This is a genomic window from Streptomyces sp. BBFR2 (assembly GCF_044497305.1).
Taxonomy (GTDB): Bacteria; Actinomycetota; Actinomycetes; order Streptomycetales; family Streptomycetaceae; genus Streptomyces.
Genome location: NZ_CP172415.1, coordinates 4,899,894 through 4,925,154, shown reverse-complemented (window position 1 = coordinate 4,925,154; position 25,261 = coordinate 4,899,894). Strand labels below are relative to the sequence as shown.

Genomic DNA, 25,261 nt, shown 5'->3' with positions numbered 1-25,261 from the left:
CACGTTAGAGGCTGAAGTGCGCTCCAGGGGAAGGTGTGGTCTCAGACGACCTGGTGCAGCCAGCGGACGGGGGCGCCCTCCCCGGCGTGCCGGAAGGGCTCCAGTTCGTCGTCCCAGGGTTTGCCGAGGAGGCGGGAGACCTCGGCGGCGAGGTCGCTCTCACCGCCCTCGGCGCGGACGACGGCGGCGCGCAGCCGGTCCTCGGGGATGAGGATGTCGCCGTGGATTCCGGTGACCGCGTGGAAGATGCCCAGGTCAGGGGTGGAGCTGTAGCGCTCGCCCTCCGCCGTGGCACAGGGCTCGGAGGTCACCTCGAAGCGCAGCAGGTGCCAGCCGCGCAGCGCGGAGGTGAGCTTGGAGGCGGTGCCCACGGAGCCCTGCCAGGAGAATTCGGCTCTCCAGGTGCCGGGGGCGGCGGGCTGGGCGATCCAGTCCAGGGTGACGCGTACGCCGAGGACGCCCGCGACGGCCCATTCGACGTGGGGGCAGAGCGCGCGCGGTGCGGAGTGGACGTACAGAACTCCACGGGTCGTCACCGGGACCTCCAGTGCGGTTCGAGGTTCGCCTTCCCCGGCGGCCTCGTACCCGCCCCGTGGGCGGCCGGGGCGAGCGCCGTCGGTCCGCTCCGGTGAGCGTTTCGGTACCGGCGTGCCAGGTGACCTACAGTAAACACCATTGGACTCAATATGCGGCAATCTGTCATAAAAAGGACAGGAAATGACGGGTTGCCAGAGGTTTGCGCCGACTGCGCGTACCCGTTCGGGCCATGGCGCGGCCGATCCGGAACGGGGCTGTCCCGCGGCCCCGTTCCAGGGGTGACGTACCGTCGGCACTTCGAAGAGATATCACCCGCGCGCCGGAGGGGACAGGCGATGACAGAGATCGACCGGCCGTTTCCCTCTCGGCGTACGAATCGGTTCCGGATGCGGTCCGTCGGTGTGCCCACCCGATGGCGTGCCGGGGGCGCGCGGCGTCGCGTGGGCGCCGTCCTCGCCGCCGGTGCGCTGCTGCTGTCCGCCACGGCGTGCAGCGAGGACGGCGCCGGCGCACCGGCGGCACGGCCGAGCCCGAAGGCTTCCGCACCGTCCGCCAGGCCCGCCCCCGTATGGCGCACCGCCCCGGCGTCGATCGCGGCGCTCGGCGATTCCATCACCGTCGGCTTCGACGCCTGCACGGTGCTGTCCGACTGCCCCGAGGTCTCCTGGGCGACCGGTACCTCCCCCCAGGTCGACAGCCTCGCCCGGCGGCTGCTGGACCACCCGGCGGGGCAGAGCTGGAACCTCGCCCGTACCGGCGCGCTGATGAGCGATCTGCCGGACCAGGTCGGCGCCGCGGCGGCGCATCGGCCCGAGCTGGTGACGGTGCTGATCGGCGCCAACGACGCCTGCCGCAGCGAGGTGCGGGCGATGACCCCGGCAGCCGCCTTCCGCGCCGACTTCACCCGGGCGATGAAGAAGCTGCGCACCTCGCTGCCCCGGACGCAGGTGTACGTCGCCGCCGTGCCCGATCTGCTCCGTCTGTGGTCGGAGGGGCGCAAGAATCCGCTGGGCAAGCAGGTGTGGCAGTTGGGGATCTGCGGCTCCATGCTGCGCGATCCGGACGACCTGACGGAGCGGGCGGCCGAGCGCCGCGAGCAGGTGCGCGACCGCGTCAAGGCGTACAACGAGGCGCTGGCGGAGGTCTGCGCCGAGGACTCCCTCTGCCGTTTCGACCCCGCGGTCTTCGACTACCGCTTCACGGAACGGCAGTTGAGCACCTGGGACTGGTTCCACCCCGGCGTCCGTGGCCAGGGGGAGCTGGCGGAGATGGCGTTCCGGGCCATCACGCGTGCGGAGCCGGCGGATTCCCATCAGTCACCGGGGGCTTGACCTCGGGGTTTCCTCCGGGGCGGCCGGGCGGTAGGTGGTCGGTCGCACAGGCTTCGGTCGTGGGGTGAGCGGCCGGCGCCCGGCCGCCGGGCGAGGTTATCCACAGGCTCAGCGCGGATGAGTTGTGTGGCCGCATGATGAGGTCATGTTGATCGCCACGGACCCCTTCCCCTTCCGCCGGCATGGCTTCGCGGCCGATGCCGCGTGGATCGCGACCGCTGCCGGGCGGGAGATACGGGCGCCGCGCTGTACGGGCCGGGAGAGCTGACGGCGGCGGCGACTGGCACGGCGAGCCCGGCGGAACCCCGCGGAAGCGGCGGGCCGCGCCGGGCCACGACGCCCGGACTCAGGCACCGAGGCTCCTGAGCCGGCCGCCCGCCCCGCTCGCCCCGTCCGCAGGTCAGTCGCGCGGCAAGGCGTCCAGGTCCGCGAGGGTCGGGTAGGACGGCTGGGCGCCGGGCCCGGTGACGGCGGCGGCGCCGACGCGTACGGCGAAGCGGGCGGCGTCGGACAGGGTGTCGCCGCGGGCCAGGCGGGTGGCGAGGGCGCCGGTGAAGGCGTCGCCGGCGCCCGTCGTGTCGACCGCGTCGACCCTGACACCGGGCACCTCGTGCGGGCCCGCCGCGTCCAGGAGCAGTGCGCCGTCACCGCCGAGGGTGACGACGACGGAGCGGGCGCCCAGGTCACGCAGGGCGTGCGCCCAGTCCAGCGGGGTGCCGTCGGCGGCGCCGGAGAGCCGCCGGGCCTCGTGCTCGTTGACCACCAACGGGTCGGCCACCGCGAGGAGTTCGGGCGCCAGCCGCTCCGGCACCGGCGACGGGTTGAGGACGACACGGGTCCCGCACTCCTCGGCGGTCGCGGCGGCCGCCCGCACGGTCTCGATCGGAATTTCCAACTGAAGGGAGAGAACGGTGGCAGCGGCGACGGTCCGCCGGGCAGCGGCGACATCCCGCGGAGTGAGGGCGGCGTTGGCGCCGGGCGAGACGACGATGCTGTTGTCGCCGTCCGGGCCGACGATGATCATCGCGGTGCCGGTGCGGGCCGCCGCGTCGACGACGACCGGCGTCACGTCCGTCCCCGCCTCACGCTGCGCGGCGAGCAGCAGATCGCCGTACGCGTCCTCGCCGACCCGGGCCAGCAGAGCGGTCCGCCCGCCGATCCGGGCCGCCGCCGCGGCCTGGTTGGCGCCCTTGCCACCGGCCGATTCCACCAGGTCGGAGCCGAGTACGGTCTCCCCCGCGCCCGGCCGCCGGTCCACCCGGACCGTCAGATCCGCGTTGGCCGAGCCGACCACGAGGACGTCGTACACGCGCCCCTCTCCCTTATTCACCTTCACCGCTCCGCTCTCTCGTGTCCGTACCGAAAATCTTGTCCGCCATGCCCGGCGCGGCTGCCGCGTGGCCCGGTGGCGGTTGGCCGGACGGCGGGCGTCCGTGGCCCGTACCGTCCGGGTGGTGGCGGAGGCGGTGCGGGCCACGGTCCGCTCAGCCGTCGAACGACGCCGCGTTCCGGGACGTCACCAGGACGACCGGCACCTTGACCGAGGCGGGCAGCTTCTCACCGCGGGCGGCCTTCAGCGCCCAGTCCACCGCCTTCTTGCCGAGCAGTCGGGGCTGCTGGGCGACGGTCGCGGTCAGCGTGCCCTTGCGCACGGCCGTCACGCCGTCGGGGGTGCCGTCGAACGCGACGACCTTGACGTCCTTGCCGGAGCGCGCCCCGAGCGCCTTGGACGCGCCGAGCGCCATCTCGTCGTTGGCGGCGAAGACCCCGCCGATATCGCGATGGGCCTGGAGCATGTTCGCCATCACGTCCATGCCCTTGGTCCGGTCGAAGTCGGCGGGCTGGCGGGCCACGACCTGGATGCCGGGGTACTTCTTGATGCCTTCCTCGAAGCCCTGGCCGCGCTCGCGGGCCGCGGACGTCCCGGGCTGGCCCTCCAGGAACGCCACCTTGCCCTTGCCGCCCAGCGATTCGGCGAGCGTCTTCGCGGCGAGGCGGCCGCCCGCGACGTTGTCGGAGGCGATCGTGGAGCCGACCTTGCCGCCGTTGACCCCGCGGTCGATGGAGATGACCGGTACGTCCGCCCGGTTGGCGACGCCGACCGCCGGCACCGCCGCGTCCGAGTCGACCGGGTTGATGATGGCCGCCCGGACGTCCTGGCTGGTGAACGTCTCCATCTGGTTGATCTGCTGGGTGGGGTCGTTCTGCGCGTCGGTGATGTTGATGTGCAGGCCCCGGGCGTCCGCCTCCGCCTGCGCACCCTCCTTGACGCCGACGAAGAACGGGTTGTTGAGCGTGGAGAGCGCCAGCCCCAGATCGGTGTCGCCACCGCGGTCGCAGCCGGCCAGCCCCAGCGTCAGCCCGGCCACCGCGGCGGCCACCGCGCACCGCACGCCCCACCGGCGGCCCGTACCGGTGCCCGCCGTACGGGCCCGTCCCGTGCCGGTCCGTCCCGTACGGGACCGTGTGTCGCGGCCCGCCGCCGCGTTCCGGGCGGTCACCGGGCGCTCCGGCGGCGCAGCGTGTCCAGGAGGACGGCGACGGCGATGACCAGACCGGTGGCGACCTGCTGCCAGAACGCCGAGACGCTCAGCAGGTTGAGGCCGTTGCGGAGCACGGCGAGGATCAGGGCGCCGATGAGGGTGCCGGACGCCTTGCCGGAGCCACCGGAGAGGCTGGCGCCACCGATGACGACGGCGGCGATGGCGTCGAGTTCGTACCCGGACGCCGCCTGCGGCTGCGCGGAGGTGAGCCGGGCGGCCAGCACGATACCGGCGACCGCCGCGAACAGGCCGGAGAGCGCGTAGATGACGAGCTTGCGCCGCTTGACGTGGATGCCGGAGAGGCGGGCCGCCTCCTCGTTGCCGCCGATCGCGAACATCGCCCGGCCCGTGTACGTACGGGCCAGGATCACCGCGGCGATCACCCCCATCGCGATCATCACGAGGACGGGGACCGGCAGCCAGCCACCGAGGGTGTCACCGAGCGCACTGACCGAGGAGGGGAACGGAATGGGCGTACCGCCGGAGACGACCAGCGCCAGACCACGGCCGACCGACAGCATCGCCAGCGTCGCGATGAACGCGGGCAGCCTGCCGTACGCCACGAGCGCGCCGGAGACCAGACCCGCGGCCACCCCGACCGCCAGCCCGAGGAGGACCGCGCACCACACCGGCAGTCCCTCGCTGGTCGCCGCCCAGGCGACGACGGTGGCGGACAGCGCGGCGACGGAGCCGACGGACAGGTCGATGCCCGCGGAGACGATGACGAAGGTGACGCCGAAGGCGAGGATCGCGGTGACGGACGCCTGGACGCCGACGTTGAGGAGGTTCTGGCCGTTGAGGAAGTCCTTGGACAGCGCGGCCATCACCACGACGAGCGCGATCAGACCGCCCAGCGGGCCGTTCTTCAGGATCGCCCGGGTGAACCATTCGCCGAACGCGGCGCCGCGGCCCGTCTCCGGGGCCGGAGGGGTTTTCTCCGGCGTCTTCAGCAACTCAGTCATCGGAGCCCTCCATCGCGCTCTGACCAGGGGATTTCATGGGGTTCTGCGAGGTGGCGGAGGCTCCGGGGGCCGCTGCGGGCGCCTCGGTGGCCGTGTCGGTGAGGCCGTCGGCCGCCTCCGCCGTCCCGGCAGGGGGCCGGTTCCCGGTGGCCGGGCCCTGGACGGCCAGTTCCATGACCGCGTCCTGGGTGGCCGCTCCGGCCGGGAGTTCACCGGCGATGCGGCCCTGCGCCATGACCAGCACCCGATCGCTCATGCCGAGCACCTCGGGGAGGTCACTGGAGATCATCAGGACCGCGCAGCCGGCCGCGGTCAGCTCGTTGATCAGTTGGTAGATCTCGACCTTGGCGCTGACGTCGATTCCGCGCGTCGGCTCGTCGAGGATCAGCAGCCGGGTCCGGGTGAGCAGCCATTTGCCGATGACGATCTTCTGCTGGTTGCCGCCGGAGAGGGTGCGGGCGCTCTGGCCCAGCCCGCTCATCCGGACCTTCAACTGCGCCGCGACCGCGGCCGCCTCACGCCGCTGCCCGCGCCGGTCGACCAGCCCGCCGCGGGTGTCCCGGTCCAGCCGGGCCAGCACCAGGTTGTCCTGCAACGACGCGTCCAGGACCAGCCCCTGGCCCTTGCGGTCCTCCGGTACGAGGCCGAGTCCGGCGCGCATCGCCGTCCGTACGTCACCGGGCGTCAGCTCCTCGCCGTCCACCTCGACGGTCCCGGCGTCGTAGCGGTCCACGCCGAAGAGCGCCCGCGCCACCTCGGTGCGGCCCGCGCCGACGAGTCCGGCGAGGCCGACCACCTCACCCGCCCGGACGTCGAAGTCGATGCCCTCGAAGACGGGACGGGGCGCCACGCCCTTGCTGGTGCGTGCTCCGTGCCTGGTCAGGCCGCGTACGCGCAGCAGCGGCGCGCCCGGCGACTCCGGCCGCAGGCGCGGGTACTGCTCGGAGATGTCGCGGCCGACCATCAGCCGGATCAGTTCGTCCTCGTCGGTGGTGGCCGGGACCTCGGCGACCGAGCGGCCGTCACGCAGGACGGTGACGCGGTCGCCGAGAGCGCCGATCTCCTCCAGGTGGTGGGTGATGAAGATGACGCCCACACCGTCGGCGCGCAGCTCCCGGACGATGCCGAAGAGGGTGTCGACCTCCTCGGAGGTGAGGACCGCGGTCGGCTCGTCCATGATCAGGACGCGGGCGTCGAGGCTGAGCGCCTTGGCGATCTCCACCATCTGGAGCCGGGCGATGCCCAGTTCGGCCACCGGGGTGGACGGGGAGACATCGAGGCGGACCCGGCGCAGCAGTTCGGCGGCGCGTGCTCGCATCGTCTTCTTGTCGACGAGTCCGAGGGCGGTGCGCGGCTGCCGCCCCAGGAAGATGTTCTCCGCCACGGTCAGCCCGGGGACGAGGTTGAACTCCTGGTAGATGGTGGCGATCCCGAGCCGTTCCGCGTCCTGGGCGGAGCGGATGTGCACCTCGCGGAGTCCGTCGGCGCTGCTGTCCGCGCCTCCGGCGGCGAGGATGCGTCCCTGGTCGGGGCGGTGGGCGCCGGAGAGCATCTTGATGAGGGTGCTCTTGCCCGCGCCGTTCTCGCCGAGCAGGACGTGCACCTCGCCGGAGCGCAGGCTCAGATCCACCCCGTCCAATGCGCGCACGCCGGGGAACGACTTCGTCACCCCCTCCACGCGCAGCAGTTCGCGGCCGCCCGGTACGTCGTCTTTGACGCCGGTCATGCGCTGCCCTCTCTTCCTCGGTGTGGTGCTCGGGTTTCCCGTGCTCGGGTGGTGCCGGTGGGGCACGGGTGGACGGGTGGTGCGCCCGGGAGCGAGGCCCCGGCGGTGTGCCCGGGTGGCCGGGCGCGGGGGCCGTTCGGGGCCGCTCTCCCGGGTGGCAGCTTCGGGCTTCTCCTCGGCCTCTCCTCGACGTGTTCCCGGAACGAGCCCGGGGACGCGACGAGTTGGGGCGGTTCGAGGGGTACGTACCGGACCTCTGCCGGACCGGCAGCCACCGGAACGGACGGCCCTGGTGGTCTCAGCGCGGCCGGCTCATCCGGCGTCGGCCGCTCTGGGTACGGGCACCGGCCCCCCGGCCGGTTCGCCGCAGGAGCCGCGGGCCACCAGCTTCGCCGGGAGCAGGACCGACCCGGCGTCGCGGCCCTCGATCCGCGCCAGCAGGGTGTGGACAGCGGCCCGGCCGAGTTCCCGGGTGGGCTGGGCGATGACGGTCAGCGGCGGGTCGGCGTGGCGGAACCACGGGACCTCGTCGTAGACCACCAGCGCCATGTCCTCGGGGATGCGCAGCCCCCGGGCGCGCAGTTCGTCCATCGCGCCGAGCGCCATGAGGTTGTCGGTGGCCAGCACCGCGTCCGGCGGCTCGGGAAGATCGAGGAAGGCGCGCATCACGGCACGGCCACCGGTGTGCTGGAGGTCCGGGGTGCTCCCCACGCACACGTCGGGGAGTGCGATGCCGTGTGCCGCGAGCGCCGTGCGGAAGAGCCGCAGCCGTTCGTCGCCGGTGGGGGTACCGGCCGGCGCCACGATGATCGCGGGACGGCGGCGCCCGAGGGCGGCGAGGTGCGCGGCGAGGTCGGTGAGGGCCTCCCGCCCGTCGGCGCGTACGCACGGGGCGTCGACGTCGGGCACGATCCGGTCCAGCAGCACCAGCGGCGTACCGGAGGCGACGACCTCGCCCAGCATCGGGGAGCCGGTCCCCGCCGAGCTGACCAGCAGCCCGTCGATCTGCCGGTCGAGGAGTGTGCGGATGTGGTCGTCCTGCTGGTCGGGGCGCTCGCCCGCGTTGCCGATGATCAGGCTGTAGCCGAGGCTGCGGGCCTCGTCCTCGACGGCGTCGGCCAGCTCGGTGAAGAACGGATTGGTGAGATCGCCGATGATCAGCCCGAGCGTGCCGGTCCGCGCGGTACGCAGCGCCCGCGCGACGTTGTTGGGGCGATATCCCAGCTCCCGCACGGCGGCGAGCACCCGCTCCCGCGTCTCGGCCACCGGACTGTGCCCGTTGAGCACCCGTGACACGGTGGCGACCGAGACCCCTGCTCGCTCCGCCACGTCCTTGATGTTCGCCATGGCGCCGTTGCCATCCTCTGCGTGCGATCGACGTGTAATCGATTTCTCGGGGGATACGAAATCGATTACACGGGGGTGGCGTCAAGACGAGCGCTGCGTGGCCTGCGTCACGCCGGGGCCGGGGGCGAGCCCGGCGGGGCGACGGCTCGGGCGGGCCTGCGGCGCCGGGCGGAGGGTGGCCCGGTGCGGTCTGCGGCCGGTACGCGGCGGGCACGGGGCGGCGGTGAGCCGGCGAGCCGCCGAGCCGCCGAGCGGATGCCGTTGTCATGCCGGCGAGTTGGCGAGCGGAGGCGCAGGCCGGCAGGCGTACGAGTGCGGGCGGGCTTCGGGAGAGGGCCGAGCCGGTCGATACAAGGGCGGATCAGCCGAGGGTGGGTCGACGGAAGAGCAGGAGCGGGCGGAGGCGCGCGGACAGGTCAACGGCCAACGGAAGCAGGCGAGTTGCTGTGCGGAGGGGGCGGGCCGGTGGCCCAGCGGTGACGCGCTCTCCCGACGCCCGGTCGGACGGGGGCGCGACACTCAAGGAGCCACGAAAGCGCCCGGAGGAAACCCCAACTGACGCTGCATCACATAACCCTGCCGCCTTTCCCGGCAAACCCGAAGGCCGCCTCCCAAGGGAAGCGGCCTTCGAGCTGCTGTCCTGGCGCCTTACGACGCCAACGGGTCACGGGCCGGGGCCCGCGCGGGGCTGCCGTGCGACGGGTACCGACACTTTCGGGGCGCGTCGCCGAGGCGGCCTCCCGGGTCAGGCGTCGGCGACGGTGAGGGTGACCTCGATGTTGCCGCGGGTGGCGTTCGAGTACGGGCACACCTGGTGGGCCTTCTCGATGAGGTCCTTGGCGGTGGCGGCGTCGACGTTGGGGATCGACGCGGAGATCTCGACCTTAAGGCCGAAACCGCCCGCCGGGGTCTTGCCGATGCCGACATGGGCGGTGACGCGGGAGCCCGAGACGTCGGCCTTCTCCTGACGGGCGACGACGCTGAGCGCGCCCTGGAAGCAGGCGCTGTAGCCCGCGGCGAACAGTTGCTCCGGGTTGGTTCCCGCGCCGCTGCCGCCCTGCTCCTTGGGCGGGTTGACGATGACGTCGAGCTTGCCGTCGTCGCTGGAGACGCGGCCGTCGCGGCCGTTCTCGGCGGTGGCGACAGCGGTGTAGACGACGTCGACCGGCTGGATGGACATGTGAATCCTCCTGTGGTTCGCCGCGACTCGCGCCCACGATCGCGACGGCTTGCCCCGAGCCTAACGGCCCACCCGTACGCATGGCGCGGCGAGCAGGTAAAACCGGGGGGCCGGGCAACCACACCGGCCGTCGGCGGACCGCTCACTCAGCGGCACCGGCCGAGGACGGATCATCCACCTGGCGATACCGACCGACGTCAGACCGTCCACCCTGAGGCGCCGAACGGCAACGGGCCTCTCGTGCAGCGAGGCCCACCCCCGGATCACCCGGCGAAACCGCTCAGGAGCTGGCGAGCTTGCCGCCTCCCGACCCACCGGGTTCCGCCGCGATTCACCAACGCCGGACCCCGGACCGCCTCCGCCGGAGCCGTACGCACACCCTTCGGCGCCGCACGCCCCCGGCAGCCCGCACGCCGGAAGCCGGAAACGGCCTGCCGACCGGCCGATCAGCCGGTCGGCGGGCCCGTCACCCAGTCGGGCAGTCCCTCAGTCCCTCAGTCCGTCACAGTCACGATCATCTTGCCGGTGTTCTCACCGCGAAGGAGGCCGAGGAACGCCTCGACGCCGTTCTCGATGCCGGTGACCTCGGTCTCGCGGTACTTCAGCTCACCGGAGCGGATCCAGGCGGAGACCTCCTCGACGAACTGCGGCTGAAGTGCGCTGTGGTCGCCGACCAGCAGGCCCTGCAGACGCAGCCGCTTGCCGATGACCAGCGCGAGGTTGCGCGGGGCGGGGGTGGGCTCGGTGGCGTTGTACATCGAGATCATGCCGCAGATCGCCACTCGGCCATGGACGTTGAGGGAGCTGATGGCCGCTTCGAGGTGGTCGCCGCCGACGTTGTCGAAGTAGACGTCGATGCCCTCGGGGGCGGCGGCCTTGAGCTGCTCGGCGACCGGGCCGTTCTTGTAGTTGAACGCCGCGTCGAAGCCGTACTCCTCCACCAGGAGCTTGACCTTCTCGTCGGAACCGGCCGAGCCGATGACCCGGGAGGCGCCCTTGAGCTTGGCGATCTGGCCGACCTCGCTGCCCACCGCGCCGGCCGCGCCGGAGACGAAGACGGCGTCGCCCTCCTTGAAGGAGGCCACCTCCAGCAGGCCCGCGTAGGCGGTCAGGCCGGGCATGCCCAGAACGCCGAGGTAGGCGCTCAGCGGGGCGAGCGACGGGTCGATCTTGGCGGCGCGCGCGGCGTCGAGCACCGCGTACTCCCGCCAGCCGAGGCCGTGCAGCACATGGTCACCGACGGCCACGTCGGCGGAGCGCGAGGCGATGACCTCGCCGACCGCGCCGCCGTCCATGGGACGGTCGAGCTGGAACGGCGGGACGTAGGACTTCACGTCGTTCATCCGGCCGCGCATGTAGGGGTCGACGGAGAAGTGGCGGGTGCGGACGAGGATCTGGCCCTCGCCGACCTCGGGCACCGCGGCCTCGCGCAGGGCGAAGTCGTCCGGCGTGGGCCAGCCGTGCGGGCGGGCGACGAGGTGCCATTCACGGCCGGTCGTGGGCAGTGCGGACATGACGCGATCCTTCCTGATTACTTCAGCAACTGAAACAACCATGCCTCTGGATATTTCATGCTGTCAAGTAACCGGGTATCCTTGTGGGCATGACTCCGCGCGCAGACCACCTGACCGTCGAGGTCGTCGATCTCATCGGCACCGTCGTCGCCCGTTACCACGAGGAGTACGAGCACGCGGCGTCGCAGCACTCCCTCACCGGCGCACAGGCCCGGGTGCTCGGCCTGCTGGCCGCGCAGCCGCTCCCGATGCGCCAGATAGCCCAGCGCCTGAAGTGCGAGCCGTCGAACATCACCGGCATCGTCGATCGCCTGGAGTCCCGCGGGCTGGTCGAGCGGCAGCCCGACCCGGCCGACCGCCGGGTGAAGCTGGCCGCCCCCACGGACGAGGGCAGGCGCACCGCCAAGGCGCTGCGCGGCTCGCTGAACTTCGCGCGCGAGCCGCTGAGCCGCCTGACGGTCACCGAGCGCACCCTGCTCAAGGAGCTGCTGGAGCGGATGCTCGGCACCGCTCCGGAGTGAGCGGCCTGCAGATACCGGGCACGCGGCGGTGCCGTCGTCCGGCCGGGCGACAGCGCCCGGTGGCCCACCCCCGCGGGGCGGAAGTGGCCCGGACGCCCCGCCCCTCCCCGGCATAGCCTGAGCCCATGACCGAGACCACCGCTCCGGAAGACCGCGCCGCCCAGGACACCCCGCAATCCGGCGGCGCCCGCCACACCGTCGACTTCTACTTCGACCCCATCTGCCCCTTCGCCTGGATCTCCTCCCGGTGGATCCTGGAGGTCGAGCGCCACCGCGACCTGGATCTGCGGTTCCGGGTCATGAGCCTGTCCGTGCTCAACGAGGGGCGCGAGGACCTGCCGGAGAAGTACCGGGCGCTGCTGGACGAGGGGTGGGGCCCGGTGCGGGTCTGCATCGCCGCGGCCGCCGGGCACGGCGAGGAGGTGCTGCGCGATCTGTACACCGCGCTCGGCACCCGGCTGCACAACGAGGCCCGCGAGGACACCGAGAACGTCATCCGGGAGGCGCTGGCCGAGGTGGGACTGCCCGCCGCGCTGGCCGGTGCCGCCGAGACCGACCGCTACGACGAACTGCTGCGCCAGAGCCACCACGAGGGTATGGACCCGGTGGGCGAGGACGTCGGTACGCCGACGATCCACATCGACGGAGTGGCATTCTTCGGCCCGGTCCTGATGTCGATCCCGCGCGGCGAGGACGCGGTACGGGTCTTCGACGGCGCCCGGCTGCTCGCGGGCTACGACCGGTTCTTCGAGCTGAAGCGGACCCGTACCGGGGAGTTCGACTTCGGCTGACGGGACGCGGGAGGACGGTACGACGGCGGAGCGGCGCCCCTGTGCCCCGGGGCGCCGACGGAGTGCCGCCCGCCGCTCCCCAACTCCCCCACCGCGCCGCCCTTGTGGGCGCACCCCGCACCGCCCGCCCCGCGCCCCGCCCCGCCGTGCGCGACGATGACCCCCATGGACCCGACCCCCGGCGATGGCCCGCCGCACTCCCCCGGCGCCCCCGGCGAACTGCCCGGCCCGCTCGCGTTCCAACTGGTGCTGCTGCGGCGGATGGCCGACCACCAGCCCGGACTCGTCGAGGCGGCGCTGCGGGAACTGGGCGTGGACCGGGCCCGGCAGCGCGAGGCGAACAAGCGGTGGCAGGCCCGGCTGCGCGCGCCCGGGGCGGGCCGCGGGGCACGGCCCTACCGTGCGCTGCTCGGCACGCCCGAGTCCGTCACCACCCGGCGGATCGGCGATCTGACCTGCGAGGCGCTGCGCTGGCCGGTGCCGCTCTGGCCCACCCTGCGGTTCGAGGTGCTGACCGCGCCGGGCGGCGCCGTCTGGAACGCCTGGCTCGTCCGCGCGCCCGGCGCCCCCGCCCCGCGGCTGCGCAGCGCCGCCGACCTCACCCCCTGGTCCTGCACCGTCGACGAGGCGGCCCGCGCCTTCGCCCCGGCCCGCCCCCTGGAGGGCGACGCCCCGAACCGCTGGAACCTGCGGGCCACCGTCCCGGCGCCTACGGGTGAACTCCGTACCGCCGTCCTGGAGTTCACCTGGGGCCTCTTCCAGCGCCGGCTGGATTGACCTGCCCCGGCGGCTCGTTCCCGCCGTCCACCGGTACGTCCCCCGACCGGCCCTCCCCAGCGCGCAGCGGACTCCCGGCCGCCCCAGGATGGCCGGGAGTGCTCCTGACGACGCTCCGTCCGTACCGGCCCACAGGGGAGGAATCTTCCATGACCATCAGCCTCGCCCAGCTGCGCCGTTGCTCGGTGGCCGTCGACATCGGGGCGTCCCGCACCCGCGTCTACCTCAAGAACCAGGGGCTGATCGTCGACGAACCGACGGTGGCCGCCGTGAACGTCCGTACCGGCGCGCTGCTGGCCGTCGGCACCGACGCCGCGGTGATGGACGGACGGACACCGGAGTACATCCGGGTCGTCCGGCCGGTCGCCAACGGCACGGTGGTCGACATCGACATGGCCCAGCGGCTGCTGCGGCAGCTCGTCGGCAACAAACTGCGCAGGACCTGGCGGCGGCGCCCCACCATGCGGGCCGCGATCTGCCAGCCGTTCGGCAGCGAACCGCTGGCGCAGCGCGCCGCGGTGGAGACGCTGAGCGGGCTGGGGGCGCGGCGTGTGGAGCTGGTCGACACCCTGGTGGCCGCCGCGGTCGGCTGCGGGCTGCCCGTCGAGCAGCCCGAGGCGACCATGATCGTCGTATGCGGCGCGGGCACCACCCAGATCGCGGTGCTCTCCCTGGGCTCGATCGTGGCGGCGGAGAGCGTGGCGGTGGGCGGCAACGCCATCGATCACGCCGTCGTCCAGCATCTGCGCCAGCACCACGAGGTGCACCTGACGAGCCGCGCGGTACGGCCGCTGCACCTGATGCTCTCCAGCACCGGCGGGCTCGCCTCGGGCCCCACGGAGGTACACGGCCGGGACGTGGTCAGCGGGGCGACACGGTGCGTACAGGTCGACACCGAACGGGTCCGGCACGCCATCACGACACCGCTGACCGCGATCTTGGACGGCATCGGCGCGGTACTGCGCCGCTGCCCGCCGGACCTCGTCGCCGACCTCGGCGAACGCGGCATCATGCTGGCCGGGGGAAGCGCCCTGATCCCGGGCCTGGAGGCGATGATCCGGGAGGCGACCACAGTGCCGGTGCACATCGCCGACCGGCCCGACACCTGCGCCGTCCAAGGACTCGGCGCCATGATCGAGGGCAAGGTCGAACCGATGCACCTCGACCCGATGGCGCCCTGACACCGGGACACCCGGCACACCACGGCGCCCGGGCGGCCCGGGGCCCGGTCCGCCGCTCCCCCGGGCGTGCCCGTGAGGCAATTCCGCCGGTGACGGTCCGGCCGCCCGCGGGCGGGGAGGCTACCGGGCGTTCCAGGCCACCACGGCGGGCCGGTCGTGCTCGGTGCCGAGGATGCCGACGGCGCCGGTCCCGAACGTGAACAGCGCCCCGTCGGACGGCGGCAGACCGAGCCTGCGGGCGGTGAGCACCCGCAGGAAGTGGGCGTGCGCGACGAGCGCGACATCCCCCTCGTCCTTCTCCAGCAGCGGCAGCACCCGCGCCAGCACCGCGTCCGCACGCGCCCCGACCTGCTCGGGGGACTCCCCGGGGTGGCCGTCGGGGCCGGGCACGGTGCCGTCGGTGAAGAGGAACCAGTCCGGCCGCTCCCGCTGGATGTCGGGCGTCGAGACGCCCTCGTAGCCGCCGTAGTCCCACTCGCGCAGGTCCTCGTCGGTCTCCGGGCGGGTCAGCCCGGCCAGCTCCGCGGTACGCCGCGCCCGCGCCATCGGGCTGACGCGGACGGCGGCGATCCGGCGACGGGCGAGGAGCGGCCGCAGACCGCGGGCCTGCTCCTCGCCCACGGCGGTGAGCGGCAGATCCGTCCAACTGGTGTGCCGGCCGTTCCTGCTCCACTCGGTCTCGCCGTGCCGGACCAGCAGCAGCTCGCTCACTTCTCCTGCGCCTGCTCGGCCTGCTGCGCCTCGGCCACCGAGGCCCGGACCTCGTCCATGTCCAGCCCGCGGGCCTGCCCGATGACGTCCTCCAGCGCGGCCTCCGGCAGCGCGCCGGGCTGGGCGAACACGGCGATGTTGTCGCGGACGATCATGAGCGTGGGGATGGACTGGATCTGGAACGCCTGGGCCAGCTCGGGCTGCGCCTCGGTGTCCACCTTGGCGAACACCAGGTCGTCATGCTTGTCGGAGGACCGCTCGAAGACCGGACCGAACTGCTTGCACGGGCCGCACCACTCGGCCCAGAAGTCGATGAGGACGAAATCGTTGCCGGAGACGATCTCGTCGAAGTTGTCCTTGGTCAGCTCTACGGTGCTCATGAGGGCTCCCTGCTTGTGGTTCTGTCACGCAATGTCCGGTCCGCATCCAGCTTCGGCAACGGGATCACCCCGCACCGTATTCCGCACCCCGGACCGTCCCGCTCCCCTGCCCACGGCGCGGCGTCCTAGACATCCCGGCGGCACTCGTTCGACGTGGCGCGCAGCACACCGGGCGAACGCCCCCGGGCGGGCCTCCGGCGTCCCGTTCCGGCCCGAATTCCGGCCCCGCCCCGGCATCGGTCACCGACCGGCCGCCGATCGGGCGGCGCCGTGGCGACATTCGGGTGCCGCCACGGAGACGCGGACCGCACCGGGGCCTCCGCGTTCCCGCGCCCGCATACAGTGAAGGCCCCCACAGAAAGCTGTGAGGGCCCTCGTACGTGCCTCCCAGGCAAGGCGCCTGGCCTGTTGTGGGGCAGGTGGGGCTCGAACCCACGACCGACGGATTATGAGTCCGCTGCTCTGACCGGCTGAGCTACTGCCCCCACACGGCGCGCCGCGCACAAATGTGCGCGCCGTCTGCCGCAGCATAGCCGCTCATACGATCTGCTGCCCGTGTGGGCTGCCGTCCGGCGGCTGTGCACGATCAACAGGACTTCGCCTATGGGGCGTTCAGTTCCCCGCACATGGAAAAGGACCCCTTTCGGGGCCCTTTTCGCTGTTGCTCCCCCGACTGGACTCGAACCAGTAACCCTCCGGTTAACAGCCGAATGCTCTGCCAATTGAGCTACAGGGGATCGCGCTCCCCCGACTGGACTCGAACCAGTAACCTGCCGGTTAACAGCCGGCTGCTCTGCCAATTGAGCTACAGGGGAATGCTGCGTGTGCCTCGAATGCTTCGTCGGCCGGAACTCCGGACGGCGTGCGCTCGCTGCGACACATACATTAGCGCAAGCAGGGGGGTGCTCCGCCAATCGGTATCGCCACAGGTGATCACCGGCCCCGCAGGGCAGGCGCGCGGCACAGCCCGCAGGTCCGGTGCACCGGCACCGGACGCGACCGAACGCCACCGGCGGACGGCACCGCGGCGGAGGCGGCACACCCCTCCCCGGCGGACGCGCCGCCGACGACAGAGAAGGGTGGAGCGATGCGCTACCGGCTCACGTTCATCGCGGGACTGGCCGTCGGATACGTACTCGGCACGCGCGCCGGACGGGAGCGGTACGAGCAGTTGCGCAGGGTGGCGCGGCGGGTCGCGGAGAATCCCGCGGTGCGCAACAGTGCCGAGTCCGCCGCGCTGGGCGGCCGGGAGGCGGCGACGCGGGCGTTCGGCAAGGTTTCGGCCAAGGTCGGCGACCGTATGCCGCAGGCGGTCGCCGACCGGGTCCGTTCCCTGCGTGAGCAGCGCGATGACGACCTGGACGACTGGGGTACGAGCAACACCTGACGGCGGGGCGCCCTTCCCTCGCGGGGTCTGCCGTAAACCCTGACGCGTCCCCGGCCCGCCGGATGGGGCATCATCTGGGGGCATGGGGAAAGTCGCCGGGTTGGACAGTTCTTCCGAGTGCACACGGATCGTGGTCTGCGATACCGATACCGGTGCCGTCATCAGGCGGGGGTACGCGCCGCACCCCGTGGAGAAAGGGCCCGAGGTCGATCCTCAGGCGTGGCTGATGTCACTGGGTGAGGCGGCCGGTAACGGGCTGCTCGAAGGCGTCCAGGCGATCGGCGTCTCGGCGCAGCAGCACGGGCTGGTGCCGCTGGACGCCGAGGGCGGCGTGGTGCGGCCGGCGCTGGTGGGCAACGACCGGCGGGCGCAGAGCGCCGCGGCCGATCTGACGGACTCGCTCGGCGGGCGGGCGGCGTGGGCGCAGGCCGTCGGCGCGGTGCCGCAGGCCGCGCACCCGGTGACCAAGCTGCGCTGGCTGGCCCGGAACGAACCGGCGAACGCCGCCCGGATCGCCGAGGTCATGCAGCCGCACGACTGGCTGGCCTGGCAGCTTCTGGGCCGCCCGGCGCGGCGCACCACGGACCGGGGCGGCGCCTCGACCACCGGCTTCTGGTCGGCGGCGGCCGAGGCGTACCGGCCCGACCTGGTGGAGCTGGCGCTCGGCCATCAGGTGCGGCTGCCGGAGGTGCTGCCTCCCTGGGGGACGGCGGGCTTCACGCCGGAGGGGCTGCTGATCTCCGCCGGGACGGGCGAGACGATGGCCGCGGCCTTCGGGCTCGGCGTGGGCGTCGGCGACGCGGTGATGTCGCTGGGCGCGTCCGGTTCGGTCTTCGGCATCCACCACGAGGCGCTGGCCGACGCGGAGGGGACGATCACCTCGTTCGCCGACGCGACCGGCCGTCATCTGCCGGTGGTGCACACCAGCAACGCGGTACGGGTGCTGCGCGGCGCCGCCGAGATGCTCGGCACGGATCTGCAAGGGCTGTCGGAGCTGGCGCTGAAGTCGACGCCCGGTGCGTACGGCATGGTGCTGCTGCCGTATCTGGAGGGCGAGCAGACGCCTCATCTGCCGCACACCGCGGGGTCGTTGCACGGGATGCGCCGGGAGAGCATGAAGCCGGAGCATCTGGCGCGGGCGGCGGTCGAGGGGATGCTCTGCGGGCTCGCCGACGCGCTGGACGTGCTGCGTGGCCGGGGTGTGGCGGTCAACCGGGTCTTCCTGCTGGGCGCGGCGGCGGAGCTGACCGCGGTGCAGGCGGTGGCGCCCGCGCTCTTCGGCGTGCAGGTCGTGGTGCCGCAGCCGGCCGAGTACGCGGCGCTGGGCGCGGCGCGGCAGGCGGCGTGGGCACTGGGCGCGGCGCACGGCACGCTGCCCACCGCCGAGCCGGGCGGTCCGTCCCAGCCGCCGCAGTGGCCGGCCGCCGCGAGCCAGGTCTTCGAGCCGGGCGAGGAGCTGCCGATGGGCCAGGCGGTGCGCCAGCAGTACGCGGCGGTGCGGGACGAGGCGCATCCGGGGGCGTTCGCCGCGCCGGTGCCCGCGCAGGAGGCGTTCGTACCGGAGGGGTGAGACGGGCGGGCGTCAGTCGAGGTAGCCGCGGAGCTGGTCGGCGTAGGCGTGGTCGCGGAGTTTGCCGAGGGTCTTGGACTCGATCTGGCGTATGCGTTCGCGGGTGACGCCGAAGAGGCGGCCGATCTCCTCCAGGGTGCGCGGGCGGCCGTCGGCGAGTCCGTAGCGGAGCTGGACGACGCGGCGTTCGCGTTCGCCGAGGGTGGACAGGACGGCGTCGAGGTGTTCGCGCAGGAGGAGGAAGGCGGCGGACTCGGCGGGTGAGGGGGCGTCGCCGTCCTCGATGAGGTCGCCGAAGGAGACGTCGTCCTCCTCGCCGACCGGGGCGTGCAGCGAGACCGGTTCCTGGGCCAGGCGCAGGATCTCCGCGACGCGTTCGGTGGTCAGGCCGAGGTGGACGGCGATCTCGTCGTGGGTCGGCTCGTGGCCGGTCTCCTGGAGGATGCGGCGCTGGGTGCGGACCACGCGGTTGATCAGTTCGACGACGTGCACCGGGACGCGGATGGTGCGGGCCTGGTCGGCGAGGGCCCGGGACATCGCCTGGCGGATCCACCAGGTCGCGTACGTGGAGAACTTGAAGCCGCGGGCGTAGTCGAACTTCTCGACGGCGCGGATCAGGCCGAGGTTGCCCTCCTGGACGAGGTCGAGCATGGTCAGGCCGCGGCCGAGGTAGCGCTTGGCGACGGAGACGACGAGGCGGAGGTTGGCCTCGATCAGACGGCGTTTGGCCATCCGGCCGCGGACCACCAACGTGTCGAGGTCACCGGCGAGTTGGGAGTCGAGGTCCGGGGTGCGGGCCAGCTTCTCCTCGGCGAAGAGACCGGCCTCGACGCGGCGCGCGAGCTCGACCTCGTCGGCGGCGGTGAGCAGCGGGATGCGCCCGATCTCGCGGAGGTACTGACGGAAGAGGTCGGCGGACGGGCCCGCCGCCTCGGGACGCGGCGGCGGCCCGGGGACGCCCTCGTCCTCGTCCTCGGGGGCGACCGGTGTCCCGGGGGCGTCCGGGAGGCGCCCGGTCTCCGGTGACGGGGGCCGTCCGCCGCGGGCGGGGCCGGTGGGCTGTGCGGGGACGCGGAGCGGGCCGGGCGCCGGGCGGGGGGCGCCGCGGCGGGCCGGGGCCTCCTCCCCCTGCGGCAGGGTCGTCCCGGTCGCGGCCTGCGGGGCGCCGGACGCCCCGGGGAGGATCTGGCTCTGCACGGGGGCGACCTCCAGGGGATTCGCTGCGCGGGCGGCAGGCTCCGGGAGCGGCGGCGGGCCGGCCGTCGTACCGCGAGGAACCGCGGGCGGGAAGCGGGTGCGCGGGAGCGGGTGGGGCGCGGCTGGCTCGCGCACCACTCCTCAGTGTGGAGTACGACACAGGGCTGCCACGAGGGGCGTGCGAGCACTTTCTGAGTTCGTTCCGTGACCGTGCGGCTACGCCGGGGTGTCGGGCGGAGCGCGCCGTCCGGGTGTGCGGGGCGTGCGGGGCGTGGGGGGCTTGTGGGGATGGAGGGGGGCCGTCGCGGCTATGCCGTGCTGGGGCGGAGCGGGGCCGGGTGGCTCGGTGGCCCGGGTGGGAGCCGGGGCCGGACGGCCAGGGGCGAGCTGGCGAGCTGGCCGAGGCCGAGCCGCCGGGACAGCGGACCTGTGGCCGGACGGGCCGGGCCGGGGCGCGTAGCCGGTCCGCCGGGGCAGGGCCTGCGGCTCGGCGCCGAAGCGGCGGCGAGGGACCGGGGCGGCGCGAAGGCCGAGGCAGGGCGACCGGACGGAGGCCGGGGCCGAGGCTGCCGGGGCGGAGGACCTGTGACCGGACGGACCGGGCCGGGGCCCATAGCCAGGCCGCCAGGGCAGGGCCGCCGGTCGGGCGCCGAAGCGGCAGCGGGGACCGGGGCGGAGCGAAGACCGAGACATGGCGACCGGACGGGAGCCGGGGCCGAGGCTGCCGGGGCGGAGGACCTGTGACCGGACGGACCGGACGGGGGCCCGTGGCCAGGCCGCCAGGGCAGGGCCGCCGGTCGGGCGCCGAAGCGGCAGCGGGGACCGGGGCGGCGCGAAGGCCGAGGCAGGGTGGCCGGACGGACCGGGCGAGGATCCATAGCCGGTCCGCCGGGGCAAGGCGGCCGGGCGGGCCCCCGAGGCCGCCGGGTCCAGGACAGCGCGGAGGCCGGATACGAGGGCCGACGGACCGGAGCGAGCGCCGGGGCAGGGGCCCGCGGCCGGATGGACCACGCCGGCGCCCGTAACCGGTCCGCCGGGACAGGGCGGCCGGACGGGCCGTCGGGGGAGGGCGACCGGCCGGACCGCCGAAGCGGCGGCGAGCCCGGTACGGCACGAAGGGCAGGACCCGGGGGGCCGGACGGACACGACCGGGACGGGACTGACCGAGGCCGGGACAGGACGGACCGAGGCCGGACGAACCAAGGCCGAGGCCGGACGAACGAAGGCGCCGGGCCGGGACCGGGCCGCCAGGGCAGGCGCCAAGGGCAGGCGCCCAAGGCCGGGGCGCCCCGGCAGGGGGCGGCCGCTCGGGGAGGGTTTCGTCCCTACAGCGCCGCGTAGCCGCGTTCGCGTAGGGACTGGCCGTACTGCTGGAGGACCCAGAGTTCGTTCTGGACGGCGGTGAGGTGGTCGGGGTCGGCTCGGGGGCCGAGGCGTTGGAGGGTGCTGCGGATCTCGGTGACGCGTTGGTTGACGGCGGCGAGGCGGACGGCGACGAGCTGGACGCCGGCGTATGCCTCGTCGGGGTCGCGGCGGGTGTGCAGCGGCTCGACGATCAGCTCGGTGACCAGGGCGCGGACGGTGTCGTCGGGGGCGGCCTCGCGGACCCGCTGGACGTAGCCGTCGTCGTGCGAGGCGGCGCCGCCGGCGTCCTCGATGCAGCGGCGGACCACGGCGTAGGGCGGGGCGGTGAACTCGTCGGTGCCGTACGCATCGAAGGCCGGGGAGACGAGGTCGGGGCGCTGGAGAGCGAGTTTGAGGAGTTCGCGCTCGACGCGGTGGGCGGGGCTGCGGAGGTTGAGCGCGGGGCCGCGCAGGCCGGGGGCGGGTGCCTCGGGGCCGGGCGCCGGGGTCTGGCCGCGGGGGGCTCTGCGGGGCGGGCCGTCGCCGCCGTCGCGGCCGCGCTCGCGGGCCCAGCGGGCGAGCTGGGCGACGCGGCGGACGACGAACTGGGTGTCGAGGATGCCGAGCATCCCGGCGAGCTGGACGGCGACCTCGTGCTGGGCGCCGCTGTTCTTGATGCGGGCCACGACGGGCGCCGCCTCGTCGAGGGCGGCGGCGCGGCCGGCGGGGGTGTCCAGGTCGTAGCGGCTCACGATCTGGCGGAGGGCGAACTCGAAGAGCGGGGTGCGGGGTTCGACGAGATCGGCGACGGCGGCGTCGCCCTTGGCGAGGCGGAGTTCGCAGGGGTCCATGCCGTCGGGGGCGATGGCGATGTAGGTCTCGGCGGCGAACTTCTGGTCGTCCTCGAAGGCGCGCAGGGCGGCCTTCTGGCCTGCGGCGTCGCCGTCGAAGGTGAAGATCACGCGGGCCGAGCCGTTGTCCATCAACAGGCGGCGGAGGATCTTGATGTGGCCCTCGCCGAAGGCGGTGCCGGAGGTGGCGATGGCGGTGGTGATACCGGCGAGGTGGCAGGCCATGACGTCGGTGTAGCCCTCGACGACGACCGCGCGGGAGGTCTTGGCGATCTCCTTCTTGGCCAGGTCGATGCCGTACAGGACCTGGCCCTTCTTGTAGATCGGGGTCTCGGGGGTGTTGAGGTACTTGGGGCCGTTGTCGTCGTCGCGGAGCTTGCGGGCGCCGAAGCCGACGACCTCGCCGGAGATGTCGCGGATGGGCCACATCAGGCGGCCGCGGAAGCGGTCGATGGGGCCGCGTCGGCCGTCCTGGGAGAGGCCGGAGAGGATCAGTTCCTTGTCGGTGAAGCCGCGGCCGCGCAGGAAGCGGGTGAGGTGGTCCCAGCCGGCGGGGCTGTAGCCGACGCCGAAGTGCTGGGCGGCGGCCTGGTCGAAACCGCGCTCGGCGAGGAAGCGGCGGCCGATCTCGGCCTCGGGTGAGTCCAACTGCTCGGCGTAGTAGGCGGCGGCGGCCTTGTGGGCCTCGACCAGGCGGGTGCGCTCGCCCTGCTGGCGGCCGGGGGCGTAGCCGCCCTCCTCGTAGCGCAGGGTGATGCCCGCCTGGGCTGCGAGGCGCTCGATGGTCTCGGCGAAGGAGAGGTGGTCGATCTTCATGATGAAGTCGACGGTGTCGCCGCCCTCCTGGCAGCCGAAGCAGTGGTAGAGCCCCTTGGCGGTGCTGACGTGGAAGGACGGGGACTTCTCGTCGTGGAACGGGCACAGGCCCTTGAGGTTGCCGCCTCCGGCGTTGCGGAGCTGGAGATACTCGGACACGACGGCGTCGATCGGGACCGCGTCCCGCACCGCCTTCACGTCGTCATCGTTGATCCTGCCTGCCACGCATGAATTCTACGGCCGGGCGCCGACAGTCCCGTCCGGGCCGCCGGGTCAGGGTGCGGCCGGGGCGCCGTCCATCAGCTCCAGGAAGCGGTCGAGGGCGATGTTGCCGCCCGAGACGACCACGCCGACGCGGGGCGGGAGCGCGTCGATCCGGCCGCTGAGCAGGGCGGCGAGGGCGCAGGCGCCGCTGGGCTCGGTGACGATCTTGAGGCGTTCGAAGGCGAAGCGCATGGCGGCGCGGATCTCGTCGTCGGTGACGAGCGCGACGGAGTCGAGGAGCCGCCGGTTGATCGCGAAGGTCAGCTCGCCGGGCGTCTCGGTGGCCTGGCCGTCGGCGATGGTGCGCGGTACGGGGACGGCGACGCGCTCCCCGGCGGCCAGGGAGCGCGCGGTGTCGTCGCCCGCCGCGGGCTCCACGCCGATCACGCGGATGCCGGGGACGAGGGCGGTGGCGACGGTGGCGCAGCCCGCCGTCAGGCCGCCCCCGCCGAGGGGTGTGAGCAGCGCGCCGAGCGGCCCGGTCTCCTCGATCAGCTCCAGGGCGGTGGTGCCCTGGCCTGCGATGACGTCCGGGTGGTCGAAGGGCGGGACGAGGGCGAGGCCGCGCTCCTCGGCCAGTGCGCGGCCCAGGGCGGTGCGGTCGCCGGTGTAGCGGTCGTACGTGACGATCTCGGCGCCGTAGCCCTCGGTGGCCTCGCGCTTGGAGCGCGGGGCGTCCTCGGGCATCAGGATGACGGCGGTGGTGCCCAGCTCGCGGGCGGCGAGGGCGACGGCCTGGGCGTGGTTGCCGGAGGAGTAGGCGGCGACACCGCGGCGGCGCTGTTCGGGGGTGAGGCGGGCGAGGGCGTTGTAGGCGCCGCGGAACTTGAACGCGCCGGTGCGCTGGAAGGGCTCGCACTTGAGGTGGACCTCGGCGCCCACCAGCGCGTCCAGGGTGCGCGAGCGCAGCACCGGGGTGCGGTGGGCGACGCCCGCCAGCCGGGCCGCGGCCTCCCGGACGGAGCCGAGGGTGACGGCCGCGGGGCCGGCGGGCGGGGTGGGGCCGCTGGGGCCCGGGGTACGAGCGTTCATGGCGGCACGCTACGGGAGCAGGCTCTCCAGCGGTACCTCCGGGTCGGCCAGGGCTGCGGGGTCCAACGGCCGGCCGGAGCGGATGAGTTGCTGGATGGGGCCGGTGACGTCCCAGACGTTGACGTTCATCCCGGCGAGCAGCCGCCCTTCGGCGAGCCAGAAGGCGATGAACTCGCGTTTGGCCACGTCACCGCGGCAGACGACCTGGTCGTACGAGCCGGGCGGGGCGTAGCCGGAGTACTCCATGCCGACGTCGTACTGGTCGGAGAAGAAGTACGGGACGCGGTCGTAGGCGACGTCCTGGCCGAGCATGGCGCGGGCGGCGGCGGGGCCGCCGTTGAGGGCGTTGGCCCAGTGTTCGACGCGGATACGGGTGTCGAGGAGCGGGTGGTCGGCGGCGGCGACGTCGCCCGCGGCGTAGATGTGCGGGTCGGAGGTGCGCAGGGTCGCGTCGACGGCGATGCCGCCGCCGGTGGCGCGGTCGGCGAGGGAGAGTCCGGCCTGTTCGGCGAGGGAGGTGCGGGGGGCCGCGCCGATGGCGGCGAGGACGGCGTGGGCGGGGTGTTCCTCGCCGTCGTCGGTGCGGACGGCGAGGACCATGCCGTCCTGGCCGACGATCTCGGTGAGGCGGGCGCCGAAGTGGAAGCGGACGCCGTGCGCGCGGTGCAGATCGCCGAAGAGATCGCCCAGTTCGGGGCCGAGGACGGTGTGCAGCGGGGTGGGCTCGGCCTCGACGACGGTCACCTCGGCGCCGTACGAGCGGGCCGCGGCGGCGACTTCGAGGCCGATCCAGCCGGCGCCGGCGATGACGAGGTGGCCGTTGTCGCGGCCGAGGGAGGCGAGGACGCCGCGCAGCCGCTCGGCGTGGGCGAGGCGGCGCAGGTGGTGGACGCCGGCCAGCCCGGTGCCGGGGATGTCGAGGCGGCGCGGTTCGGCGCCGGTGGCGAGCAGCAGTTTGTCGTAGACGATGAGGGTGCCGTCGCCGAGGCGGACGGTGCGGGCTTCCGGGTCCAGGCGGACGGCGGGCTGGCCGAGGTGGAGTTCGATGTCGGCGCCCGCGTACCAGGCGGGTTCGTGGACGAAGACGCTGTCGCGCTCCTCCTTGCCGAGCAGGTATCCCTTGGACAGCGGCGGGCGTTCGTACGGGTGGTCGCGTTCGTCGCAGATGAGGATCACCCGTCCGGTGAAGCCCTCGGCGCGGAGGGTCTCGGCGGCTTTCGCGCCGGCCAGGCCACCCCCGACGATGACGAACGTCTGGTGTGCTTCGACCACTTGCTTCCTCCTCGTTGTCGGTGCCGT

Annotated in this window: 20 protein-coding genes, 3 tRNA genes and 1 pseudogene; 8 read left to right on the top strand and 16 right to left on the bottom strand. The window is 73.5% G+C overall.

Translation table 11 applies throughout. The annotated features are described in order from the left end of the window. Positions 1-41: 41 nt before the first annotated feature. Positions 42-536 carry a DUF3145 domain-containing protein gene (locus tag ACGH2B_RS20010; RefSeq protein ID WP_399091406.1) on the bottom strand — a complete coding sequence of 165 codons (495 nt, stop codon included), beginning with the start codon at positions 534-536 and terminating at the stop codon, positions 42-44. 387 nt (positions 537-923) lie between these two features. Between ACGH2B_RS20010 and ACGH2B_RS20005 the strand changes: the two genes are divergently transcribed. Next, on the top strand, positions 924-1,868 hold the full coding sequence (locus tag ACGH2B_RS20005) for an SGNH/GDSL hydrolase family protein (protein WP_399091403.1): 945 nt from the start codon (positions 924-926) through the stop codon (positions 1,866-1,868). A 145-nt stretch (positions 1,869-2,013) separates the two neighbouring features. Next, positions 2,014-2,136: a hypothetical protein gene (locus tag ACGH2B_RS20000; RefSeq protein ID WP_399091400.1), complete on the top strand. Its 123-nt coding sequence runs from the start codon at positions 2,014-2,016 to the stop codon at positions 2,134-2,136. 132 nt (positions 2,137-2,268) lie between these two features. Here the strand turns inward: ACGH2B_RS20000 and ACGH2B_RS19995 are convergent, their stop codons facing one another. The 6 genes and pseudogenes from ACGH2B_RS19995 to ACGH2B_RS19970 form a co-directional block, all read right to left on the bottom strand. After that, positions 2,269-3,177 (bottom strand): ribokinase, encoded by a 909-nt coding sequence (locus ACGH2B_RS19995; protein WP_399091397.1) that lies wholly within the window; start codon positions 3,175-3,177, stop codon positions 2,269-2,271. A 175-nt stretch (positions 3,178-3,352) separates the two neighbouring features. Beyond that, positions 3,353-5,373 (bottom strand): annotated as a pseudogene (locus ACGH2B_RS19990) (substrate-binding domain-containing protein). Then, positions 5,366-7,099, bottom strand: coding sequence for a sugar ABC transporter ATP-binding protein (locus ACGH2B_RS19985; protein WP_399091394.1), 1,734 nt, complete (start codon positions 7,097-7,099; stop codon positions 5,366-5,368). The pseudogene ACGH2B_RS19990 and the gene ACGH2B_RS19985 overlap by 8 nt, the downstream one beginning before the upstream one ends. A 312-nt stretch (positions 7,100-7,411) precedes the next feature. Then, on the bottom strand, positions 7,412-8,446 hold the full coding sequence (locus tag ACGH2B_RS19980; RefSeq protein ID WP_399091391.1) for a LacI family DNA-binding transcriptional regulator: 1,035 nt from the start codon (positions 8,444-8,446) through the stop codon (positions 7,412-7,414). A gap of 745 nt (positions 8,447-9,191) precedes the next feature. Beyond that, positions 9,192-9,626 (bottom strand): organic hydroperoxide resistance protein, encoded by a 435-nt coding sequence (locus ACGH2B_RS19975; RefSeq protein ID WP_399091388.1) that lies wholly within the window; start codon positions 9,624-9,626, stop codon positions 9,192-9,194. Between the two features lie 494 nt (positions 9,627-10,120). After that, the gene (locus ACGH2B_RS19970; RefSeq protein ID WP_399091385.1) at positions 10,121-11,140 is read right to left on the bottom strand and encodes an NADP-dependent oxidoreductase; all 1,020 of its coding nucleotides are present in this window, start codon (positions 11,138-11,140) and stop codon (positions 10,121-10,123) included. A gap of 89 nt (positions 11,141-11,229) precedes the next feature. On the opposite strand from ACGH2B_RS19970, the gene ACGH2B_RS19965 reads away from it, so the two are divergent. From ACGH2B_RS19965 to ACGH2B_RS19950, 4 genes are all read left to right on the top strand, one after another. After that, positions 11,230-11,661, top strand: coding sequence for a MarR family winged helix-turn-helix transcriptional regulator (locus tag ACGH2B_RS19965; protein ID WP_399091382.1), 432 nt, complete (start codon positions 11,230-11,232; stop codon positions 11,659-11,661). Between the two features lie 125 nt (positions 11,662-11,786). After that, positions 11,787-12,452 (top strand): disulfide bond formation protein DsbA, encoded by a 666-nt coding sequence (locus ACGH2B_RS19960; protein WP_399091379.1) that lies wholly within the window; start codon positions 11,787-11,789, stop codon positions 12,450-12,452. 165 nt (positions 12,453-12,617) lie between these two features. Further along, positions 12,618-13,229, top strand: coding sequence for a hypothetical protein (locus tag ACGH2B_RS19955; RefSeq protein WP_399091377.1), 612 nt, complete (start codon positions 12,618-12,620; stop codon positions 13,227-13,229). Positions 13,230-13,378: 149 nt separating this feature from the next. Continuing rightward, the gene (locus ACGH2B_RS19950) at positions 13,379-14,410 is read left to right on the top strand and encodes a rod shape-determining protein (RefSeq protein WP_399091374.1); all 1,032 of its coding nucleotides are present in this window, start codon (positions 13,379-13,381) and stop codon (positions 14,408-14,410) included. Between the two features lie 120 nt (positions 14,411-14,530). Here ACGH2B_RS19950 and ACGH2B_RS19945 read toward each other — a convergent pair whose 3' ends face one another. The 5 genes from ACGH2B_RS19945 to ACGH2B_RS19925 all read right to left on the bottom strand — a co-directional run bounded on the left by ACGH2B_RS19945 (position 14,531) and on the right by ACGH2B_RS19925 (position 16,316). Further along, positions 14,531-15,121: a histidine phosphatase family protein gene (locus tag ACGH2B_RS19945; RefSeq protein ID WP_399091371.1), complete on the bottom strand. Its 591-nt coding sequence runs from the start codon at positions 15,119-15,121 to the stop codon at positions 14,531-14,533. Continuing rightward, complete coding sequence (gene trxA / locus ACGH2B_RS19940) at positions 15,118-15,501, bottom strand: thioredoxin (protein ID WP_030286841.1); 384 nt, start codon at positions 15,499-15,501, stop codon at positions 15,118-15,120. The genes ACGH2B_RS19945 and trxA overlap by 4 nt, the downstream gene beginning before the upstream one ends. Positions 15,502-15,912: 411 nt before the next feature. After that, positions 15,913-15,986, bottom strand: a tRNA-Ile gene (locus ACGH2B_RS19935). A 179-nt stretch (positions 15,987-16,165) separates the two neighbouring features. Further along, positions 16,166-16,238: transfer RNA gene (locus ACGH2B_RS19930), tRNA-Asn, on the bottom strand. Between the two features lie 5 nt (positions 16,239-16,243). Next, positions 16,244-16,316, bottom strand: a tRNA-Asn gene (locus tag ACGH2B_RS19925). 272 nt (positions 16,317-16,588) lie between these two features. On the opposite strand from ACGH2B_RS19925, the gene ACGH2B_RS19920 reads away from it, so the two are divergent. Continuing rightward, a complete protein-coding gene (locus tag ACGH2B_RS19920; protein WP_399091367.1) occupies positions 16,589-16,888 on the top strand; it encodes a YtxH domain-containing protein in 300 nt (99 codons plus the stop codon). Between the two features lie 82 nt (positions 16,889-16,970). Further along, positions 16,971-18,458, top strand: coding sequence for an FGGY family carbohydrate kinase (locus ACGH2B_RS19915; protein ID WP_399091364.1), 1,488 nt, complete (start codon positions 16,971-16,973; stop codon positions 18,456-18,458). Between the two features lie 12 nt (positions 18,459-18,470). Here the strand turns inward: ACGH2B_RS19915 and ACGH2B_RS19910 are convergent, their stop codons facing one another. The 4 genes from ACGH2B_RS19910 to ACGH2B_RS19895 form a co-directional block, all read right to left on the bottom strand. Then, entirely contained in the window at positions 18,471-19,793 is a 1,323-nt protein-coding gene (locus tag ACGH2B_RS19910) for a sigma-70 family RNA polymerase sigma factor (RefSeq protein ID WP_399091361.1), read from the bottom strand. A 1,187-nt stretch (positions 19,794-20,980) separates the two neighbouring features. After that, complete coding sequence (dnaG, locus tag ACGH2B_RS19905; protein ID WP_399091358.1) at positions 20,981-22,891, bottom strand: DNA primase; 1,911 nt, start codon at positions 22,889-22,891, stop codon at positions 20,981-20,983. Between the two features lie 48 nt (positions 22,892-22,939). Then, positions 22,940-23,962 carry a pyridoxal-phosphate dependent enzyme gene (locus ACGH2B_RS19900; RefSeq protein ID WP_399091355.1) on the bottom strand — a complete coding sequence of 341 codons (1,023 nt, stop codon included), beginning with the start codon at positions 23,960-23,962 and terminating at the stop codon, positions 22,940-22,942. A gap of 9 nt (positions 23,963-23,971) precedes the next feature. After that, positions 23,972-25,234 (bottom strand): NAD(P)/FAD-dependent oxidoreductase, encoded by a 1,263-nt coding sequence (locus ACGH2B_RS19895; RefSeq protein ID WP_399091352.1) that lies wholly within the window; start codon positions 25,232-25,234, stop codon positions 23,972-23,974. Positions 25,235-25,261: the final 27 nt, after the last annotated feature.